At 54.8% G+C, this 9,382-nt stretch carries 3 protein-coding genes; all 3 read right to left on the minus strand.

What is annotated here, in order from left to right; translation table 11 throughout:
• The coding region (locus WC488_03170) for a hypothetical protein (protein MFA5077403.1) at positions 1–1,196 on the minus strand (1,196 nt) is incomplete at its 3' end.
• Between the two features lie 4 nt (positions 1,197–1,200).
• Positions 1,201–6,558, minus strand: a complete 5,358-nt coding sequence (locus WC488_03175; GenBank protein MFA5077404.1) for a hypothetical protein — start codon at positions 6,556–6,558, stop codon at positions 1,201–1,203.
• Between the two features lie 73 nt (positions 6,559–6,631).
• A partial coding sequence (carB, locus tag WC488_03180; protein MFA5077405.1) for a carbamoyl-phosphate synthase large subunit occupies positions 6,632–9,382 on the minus strand: 2,751 nt, incomplete at its 5' end.

The following is a 9,382-nucleotide window of genomic DNA, read 5'->3' on the forward strand; positions in this document are numbered from 1 at the left end:
AAGAAGCGCGGGTTCTTTGGCTCAGGGAGGAAAGATTGGGAGCATATGTCATCGGACTGGGCGAAGTTCGGGTCCACGAGCGCGCAATTTTCGCAGCTGAGCGGCCCTATCCCGTACAGGCTATAGAGGGAGAATCCTATTATGCCTCCGGCCGCGAAAGGCTCTATGTTCGGCGCGTAGAGCATGGAGTATGCGTTGCCCACGGTCTCTTTGGTCCACTCGCACGAGAGGTCCGAACTGGGGCCTTCATCGAACATCGTGTAAATTATTATGGAGGGTTTTGAATAAACCGTGCGGTTGTCCCGTATATATGTCTTGAGCACGCTCTTTGAGAAGTTCGAGGCGCGCCATATCATGTCCTTCGGGTTGCAGTCGCTGAAATAATGGGAATTCAGCCCGTAGGCTACAAGGTCCGGCTCGCTGCACTGGCAGTCCATGAAATAGCTCCTGGTGAGGTTGTACTCGCTCGTGCCGTTGAGCTTCACGCCCAGCGCGACCAGGCAGTTCGGGCAATTGCTTCGTATCGCCTTTATCTGGTCTGAGATGTTGTAATGGTACATTTTTTCTTCATCGTCGGTTAGTTCTGCATCCGTCACTATTATCACCGGCCCGGCGCCCTTGAGGGCCGCGGCTATTTCCGCTGTGCGCGTGATGTTTATGTTCCTGGGCTGGCTGTAGAGAACGTAAACAGGTATCACGCCCTTGTCCAGCAGGCACTCGGCGCGCTCCTTCGCAGGCAGCGGGTAGGTCATCTGCTTGTTGGCTACCAGCCATTTCACGCTCATCTGCATCGTGTTGTTGCAATACGTGTTGGCGTCAGCGAAGGAGAGGAACGAGGGCCCCGCACCGACCATGAAATTGCGCACCGAAGCGTTTGCAGGTGTGTGGAGCTTGGTTATTTCGTAGTACCTGGTTTCGTTGCATTCGGCGAAATAGCACACCCCGCCTTTCAGGGAGGATTTGTAGAAAAGGTTGAACGGGAATGAAGGGGCGCTGACGTTCTCGCAAATCATGCCTATGCACGAGCCGTTGTGGAATCTGGCCAGGTCCTGGGACGCGTTCATGGTGAAGTTCTGGGGCTTCATTTCTCCGGCAACGCCACGCATGGATTCGCTCAAATCGCTGTATGCGCAGCCTGAGGAGAGCAGGAGCGCGAGGAACGATAGCGCAAAAAATGAGATGGTCGTGTTTTTCATATAATCATCCGCCGGCTCTGCCGCACTTCGGGCACAATCGCCCCCTTGTCACGTGGCCCACGCCGCAGTACATGCACGTGTGAACGTCAGTGGGGAATTTCGCGTACCTGTCCTTCAGGGCCGACCCGACCTTCTGGAGCATGGTTGCCTTGCCCTTGCGCGTCGCGGCCGCCTGCGCGAAATCCGGCATCTGGCCGCCTGCTATGTCTTCCTGGATGCTCTCCGCGGACCGGTTGGCGCTTTTCCTGATGCTCCTGTAAGCTTGGTATGCAGCCTGGGCTATCGGGACGCTCCACCCGAAAGGCCCTCCGGCAGCAAGAGCCACCGAGCTGGTGACTCCAATGGACAATTTCGATTCGCCGAGCCATTTGGTGCCCCAATAGGCTGCGGTGGGCCAGGAAAGGGGCGCCCACATTGGATTATCAAGCGGGCTGTAGCCGGTGAATTCCTGCTGGAACTGCAGCCTCTTCGCCTCAGCGGATATACCCCTGCGCGCCATCGAGAAAGAGGACTGCCTCTGGACGTAAGCGTCGTTCGCGTAGTAATTCCTCCACATCTCGCTCTGGGCCGCGCTTCCGCCCGTCACGTCGCTCACCAGGTAGCGCGCGTTCCTCGCGGCCATCTTCCCCTGTCCCATGTAATCAATGTAGGAAACGCCCGGGTTCGCGGTATCGGTTATGTACGGCGTGTACTGGCCTCCCTTGTATTGCAGGAAATCTTCTGGGACCTGCTTGAGCTGGGCGTAGGCTAATTCGCGGCCTGCCCTTCCGCTCCTCTGCGCCTGGGAGCCGTCCAGATAAGAGCCTATATACGGAATGTGGGAAAGCGCCGAGAACCATTTGTACTCGTTCAGCGGCTTGTTAGCGCTATTCAACAATTTATTGAACCTTTCAGATTTAGACTCGGCCCATTGCCCTCCGTTGTCCGTAGGGTCCAAACTCGGGAAGAAATACGAGATTAGATTGAGGCCAGGCGTTGCATGGATTGTGCGCGCGAGCATGTAGGCTGGTTTGAATTTACCCAACGTAAATATGGATTCTGCCGGGTTGAGGAGCGCTCTCCACTTCTGGGCGCCCGTGTACTCAACATGGGGCCAGGGTTCCATCAGGTCTATGTCCCCGCCAGGGCCGATATTCTTGTCCCATAAAGTGGGGTAGCCGTAAGTAGCGGTCTGGAAGCCCCTCATCATGCGCACGAACGGGCTTGCGAACGCCCAATTGAGCGTGTTCGCGCGCTGGTAGGTCTGCGCGAAGAACCAGGTGAGGGGCTTGAGGAACGTCCTTTCGCCCCCGAACTCGTGGGATTCGGGGTGCATGGCGCCGCCTCTGTGATAAAGGGTGTTGAGGTACCATTGGCGGCCCCACTGGGTGGAGCTTCCCCTCGGGTCCCTGGTCACGGAGTCCATCCACCCTATGAAGAAGCGCTGGAAGGAGTTCGCGTAGGCGTTGTAGTCCGCATCGAGCACATTTTTTTCGTAATCTGTGTAGCCCGTGTCGTCCAAAAATCCGCCGGACTTTATCCTTACCCTCATGTCGTGGCCGCGCTCCCTGTACAATTCGCTCACAGCGACGTTGTTGGCCATGGCCTCTGCCTGCGGCTTTCCTGAGGCGTACATCATCGGCTCCACGGTGTTCATTACTGCGTAGGACGCTTTCAGCAGGCCGCCGTAAAGGCTCTCCACGTTGGACCTGCCTATTACCTTGCCGAGAAGCTCGCCGAACTTGCCCACGCTCGGACCAATCCATTCCTTCGGGGAAACCAGTTTGAAGAAATCCATTTCCGGGTCCGACCATATGCTCTTCCAGTCGTGCGTGGTCTGGCTGAATTGATAGAGGAAGGTGAGCTTTATCTCAGCAGGGGCATCGGAATTTTTGAGCAGGTTCTTCGTGTGCTCCACTTCCTCGCGCGTGAGCGCCCTTATGGGCTGCAGGTTCGGGTCCACGCGCTGCCACGCGTTGAGCAGTTTGCTCTTCTCATCTTGGCTCATTTTTGAGCCGGCAATTTTTGCAAGCAGCTGCTCCATTGAAGCGATTCCTGCTATATCTATGCCCATGCTACGCGCGATTTCCTCGAACGAATCCACGTATTCTTTGGGGGGCTTGTTCCTTAGCTTTCCCAGCGCGTTCATTTCCTCCGCGAGCGCAGCGTATTTCGGGTTGCTGGCCATTTCCGTGTAGTATTTCCCGAACTTGTTGAAGTCGAATGTGCGCTTCCCTTTTTCGTCTTCGAGCACGAATGTTCCGTTTATCACCCTGTCGAAATCGGAAATCACCATCCCTTTTATGTAGGGAACGTAACTGTAGTCGTGGGTGTACACAAAAGGCATCTTGGAATTCCTGAGCATGTCGTAAGTCACTGGCTTCTTGAGGAATTCCTCGAAGCTCTTCGCGTCGCCGCCTTCTTCCTTGTAAAGTTTTCTGAGCGCATCATTCGCTTTTGAATAGTAGTCCCAGGTCTCGTTGAAGAACTTGTACATGTCCACCCTTGAGAACCTGGTGAACGTGTCCGGCCTGGTGAACGAGCCGCTCGCGAAATCCCATTGGGAGCCGTTGAGCATGTGCGCGAGGCGGGTGTTCATGTGGGTTTCTATCAGGCCCCACGCGTCCTCCATCCTGGGCCGGTTAGCCCAGAATTTTTCCCCCCTCACTTCATGGAAAAGCGTGGCTTTCTGCCCGCCCATTCCTGGCAAACTTGTCCACGCGAAGTTCATGTTCGCGCGCCAGTTCTGGGGCTCCGGGATGCTTTCGGAGAGCATGGTGTACCACTGCTGCCTCTTGAGCGGGTTCGGGGTGGTCTCCTCTGCTTTCTTCTTCTCCTGCATGCCCACATTGAAAAGGAGGGCGGTCAATTTGTCAGGACCGCCAAGGCCAGCCAAAACATCGCCGCCGTGGCCGGTGAGGAAGGAACTCAAGTAACCGTTCATGATTTGTAAGAAAAGTTTCGCGTCGTCTTTACTGAAATTGAGGACGTCCCGAACAAAACTTTTTCTCACTGACTTTCCAGTAGCGATGTCGTATGAAGATACCAAATCGGCAGGATCGCTAGCGATCCATTTTTCAGTTTTGTTGGGGTCTTTGGTTTCATCAGGAGTTATGATGAATTTTCCATCGTGGCCTATAATGTGGCTCCCTATTTTCAAGAACGCGAGCTTGAACGCGTCAGCGACTGCAAAATGGTCGTATGACTTGATTATATCGTCTTCCTTGCCTTCCGGCAGCTTGAGCTTGCGGGCAGAATAGCGCTCCTTCATGAAACCCAGGTATTGCTGCTGGTCCAGGTACTCTTTCAGCGCGAGCCCGAGGAAGCCGAAATTGTGCCTTTCTTGGTTTTCCTCGTGTATGAAGCTGTTCCTTCCGGTCAGCACGAAAAATTTCCCGTTCTGGACTGAATCAAGGATGTTGACGTCATCCAGGTGGTGCTCCTTGCGCACCATCTCCACCAGCTTGGAGGTGCGGACGTGCTGCTGCTCGAAATCGTTCGCAGGCATTGCGTCTATCCGGCTCAATCTAGCACTGAAGCCGTTTATCTGGTCCATGAATTCCTGGTGAAGGATGATATCATCCACGCGCAAGTTTCTGGACTTTATCCACCCATCATAAGCATGCATCAGTTCCTCGGCCCTTTCCTGTGGAGAGCGTTTGTAATTCTGCATTATGCGGACCATCTCCGGAGGCAGTTCCATGCCTTCAAGGTGCTGCATAAACTCCGGGAGGCGGCCTTTTTTCATGAACATGTCCTTGAACTTGGTCTGGGATTCTATGAGCTCTGCTGCTTTTTCTGCGCCCACTTTCTGCCTGAGCTGGACAACAATCTCGTGCCAGAGTATGTTCATCGAGATTTCGTCGAAATAGGCGTCGCGCGCGTCATCGTAGAACCTTTTGCTGTAATCCTGCACCTGGAACAATTTCCCCAGGTTCATCTTCTTCGGGTCGGTCATGGAAGCGACTTCGAAGAGCTTCCTCTTCGGGTTCAGCCAGCCGAGCCATCCGCTCTTGGGCTTGAGGTCTTCCCCTGCTTTTTCCCGGGCGTTCAGCTTGCCATAGGTGCCTGTGCCCTGCATGGCCATGCGTATGGGCTTGGAAGCCGCGGCCTCTGTCATGAGGCGCCCGGTGCGCAACGAGTAGAATATGGAGCCGGCCGCTATGCCTATGAAAGTGCCTATCATGGGCACCTTGCGGACCTGGTTTATCACTGCCGAAACTATCTTGGGCTGGTCTCCACCCACGGTGCCCATCCCTTTCTGGAGCTTCTCGTTCGCGATGCGCTGGTCCATTACCATGAGGAGCTGGTGCGGGAACTCCCTTCCGCGCATCACGTCTTTCCAGTCGCCGGCCCTCGCGGCCATCACCAGTTCCTTCTCGTCCATTGTGAGTATCCTGCGCCAATCCCCGCCCCTTGCAGCCTCTGCCTTCGCGAAATATTTTTTTATCGGGCTAATCCCAGAGGAATCTATCAGCCTTTCAATGTCCCTGCGCAGCCTTCCTCCGAAATCGAACTTCGCGTGCCTTGCAATCAGCTTGTCTATGTATCTCTGGTCCCACTTGCTGGGCATGCTGAGCCTTATGTTTCCAGCCCCGGCTATCAGGCTTCCATAGCTCATGGTTTTGGGCTTGGGTATGCGGGGCACGCTTATGTCCATGTACGCGAGCGGGCTCTTTCCGCTGTAGTACATGGAGGCGAGAAGAAGCCCGAACATTATCATGCCTGCGAGGCATTCGGCCCTGGTGGGGTCGAATATGGCGCGGTTCTGCAAAGCCTGGGCTATCGCGTTGAGCCCTCCTGCGTTAACGTCGTATATCACGATTTCATGGACCGTAGGCTGGAGCACCTGGTCCCCGCGGAATTCTATGTAAACCGTCACTGAGGAGCCGTTGTAAAGCGGGTATGGGATTGTGCAGTTCCCGTACCAGAATTGTTTTGTAACTTCTTGGGGTGGGTCCATCGAGGCGTCCATGTAGGTTATGGTTGTGGACCTGTCGGTGTGAATCGGGTAGCAGTCGGATATGTTCCGCTGCTGGCCCTGGCGGTCGTAATAGGTGAACCAGAGGGATGCGTTGTAAACCGGGTTTATGCTCATGTTCACGGTCACCGGGGAGCCGCCAGCCGGGTAGCCGGTGGAGCCCTCGAGTATCTGGTCGCCGTGCAGGAAACTCTGGACTTGCGCATCGAAATAGCCCATTCCCTGCGTGACGTTCATGGTCTGGTTCAGCGAGAAGAGAGAGGCTTCTATCGTCCCGTTGAATTCTGAAAGGCTTATGTATGTGGAGAAACAGGACGCGCAGGGGGTGGATGCGAAAAGCGCCGGAGCTAGCAAAAGAGCCAGTCCAAGCAGTGCGGCCTTGAGGAGGTTGCCCCTGAACATGTGTAGAATTAGGGGTTTCAGAGTTTTTAAATGTTCACTACGCGCGCATGCGTGCGTTCGGAGCGCGCTTGAATCAGTATTCGTCCAGCCTCTTCACATCCATTTTGTGGTGCCTCACTTTCTCCAAAGCGCTTATGTACGCCTGCGCGGCGTTTATCTCGGTTATGCACGCGATTCCCTTGTCCAGGCTCGCCCGTCTGATTCTAAATCCGTCCGTGCTGGGCCTCCCGCCTTTGCGCGGGGTGTTTATTATCAGCCCGACTTCGCCTTTTTTCACCAGCTCCAGGACATCAGGGCTTCCGGCGCCTATTTTCTGCACTATAAGCGGCTTTTCCATCTCCTGCGCTGTTCCCGGGGTTGCGTAAACCTCGAAACCCAATGAACGCAGCTTGCGCTCCAATTCACGCGCGAATTTCTTGTCTTCGTCCTTCAGGCTCACGAGCGCCGCGTTTTTCTTCACCACCAGCCCCGAGGCGGTGAGCGCTTTGTAGTAGGCCAATTCGTAAGAGGAGGAAATGCCCATGGATTCGCCGGTGCTCTTCATCTCAGGCCCCAAAGCCATGTCCAGCCCGGGAAGCTTGAGGAACGGGAACACCACGCTTTTCACGGAGTAGTGGCCGTTGTCCTTGTTTTCCATGCTGGGAAGCGGCTTCCCGAGCATGGCCGATGTGGCCATCTTGGCTAAATTTATGCCGCGCGCCTTGCTTATGAACGGGACCGTGCGGCTCGCGCGCGGGTTGGTTTCAAGTATGTAAACGGTTCCTTCGCGCACCGCGAACTGCATGTTGAAGAATCCTATTACGCCGAGCGACCTGCACAGCTTCTTCGCGTAATCGTCTATCGTGTGCTTGTTCTTATCGGTGAGCCGGATGGACGGGTAAACTATATTCGCATCTCCGCTGTGCACTCCCGCGTATTCTATGTGCTCCATGATTCCTGCGATGTAGATGCTCATCCCGTCGCTCACTCCATCAACCTCGCACTCTATGGAATTGTCCAGGTATTTGTCTATCAATACCGGGCGCTTCTCGCTCACCTCCACTGCCTCGTTTATGTATTTCTTCAGCTCTTCTGAGGAGTGTATTATCTGCATCGCGCGGCCTGCAATCACGTAGCTCGGGCGCACCACCACAGGGTAGGAGATGTGGGACGCTATTTCCAAAGCTTCCTGCTCGCTTCTCGCGGTCCCGTTCGCCGGCTGCGGAATCCCCAATTCGATTGCGAGCGAGCGGAAAAGCTCCCGGTCCTCGGCGATGTCTATTCCCTTCATGTCTGTTCCCAGGATTTTCGCATGGCCGTGCAGTTTCGCGGCGAGGTTTATGCTCGTCTGCCCGCCGTATTGCACTAAAACTTCGGGCATGCCCTCGTTTTCCAGCACGTTCAGCACATCCTCGAAAGTGAGGGGCTCGAAATACAATCTATCTCCAATGTCGAAATCCGTGCTCACTGTTTCAGGGTTGTTGTTAATCACTATGCTTTTCACGCCCATCTCTTTCAGCGCGAAGGAAGCGTGCACGGTGCAATAATCGAATTCTATTCCCTGGCCTATGCGTATGGGCCCTGCGCCCAAAATCGCCACTTTCTTCCCTTCGAGCTGAACCGCCTCGTTCTCGTGCTCGTAAGTTGAGTACAAATAAGGGGTTTTCGCCTCGAATTCCCCTGCGACAGTGTCGACCATCTTGTATGTCGGAAGTATTCCGGCCTCTTTCCTCATGCGCCTCACTTCCAGCTCCGGGATTCCTTTGAGCGCGCCCATGCGCGCGTCGCTGAACCCCATCCGCTTCGCTTCCCTGAACAAATCCGGAGTGAGAGGCGAGTTCGCTATTGTTTTCTCGAAATCCGCGAGATTTTTCAATTTTTTCAGGAACCACGGGTTGATTTTTGTCTTCGTGTGTATTTCGGAAACAGATGCTCCGTTCCTGAAGAGTTCGAGTATCGCGAACAGGCGCAAATCAGTGGGAGGGGAAAGATGCGCGCCCGGGTCTTCCATTTTCGGGAAGCGCGTGTCCAGGCTCCGTATCGCCTTTTGCATGGATTCCTCGAACGTGCGGCCTATGGCCATCACTTCGCCCGTGCTTTTCATCTGCGTGCCTATCCTCCGGTCTATGTGGGGAAATTTATCAAAAGGCCAGCGCGGGATTTTCACCACCACATAATCCAGGGAAGGCTCGAAGGATGCGGGAGTGGACTGGGTTACCGCGTTCTGCACCTCATAGAGTTTGTATCCGAGAGCCAGTTTCGCGGCCAGTCTTGCTATTGGATAGCCGGTTGCCTTGCTTGCGAGCGCGCTCGAGCGTGATAGTCTTGGATTAACTTCAATTACGAAATATTCCCCGGTCTGCTGGTTCAGCGCGAACTGGACGTTGCAGCTTCCCACTATCCCCAATTCATCAACTATTGCAAAGCTCGCGTCCCTGAGCATCTGGTGCTCTGGGTCGCTCAAAGTCTGGGAAGGCGCAACCACTATGCTTTCCCCGGTGTGTATTCCCATCGGGTCGAAATTCTCCATGTTGCACACTATGATTTTGTTCCCAAAGGAATCGCGCACCACTTCGTACTCGAATTCCCCCCAGCCGGCTACGCTTTTTTCCAAAAGGACTTCCTGCGTGGGGCTGAGCATCAACCCGTTTTCAAGGAGGGTTCCCAGTTCATCTTTGTTTTCAGCTATTCCCCCCCCGGTTCCGCCAAGAGTGTATGCAGGGCGCGAAATTATGGGGTAGCCGATTTGCTCTGCGAACGCGAGCCCTTCGTCTTTTGTCTTGACCGCCTTGCTTTCCAGGATAGGCTGGCTTATTTTTCGCATGCAGGAAGCGAACGCGCTCCT

The sequence above is a fragment of the Candidatus Micrarchaeia archaeon genome, from assembly GCA_041650355.1.
Lineage (GTDB): Archaea > Micrarchaeota > Micrarchaeia > Anstonellales > Bilamarchaeaceae > JAHJBR01.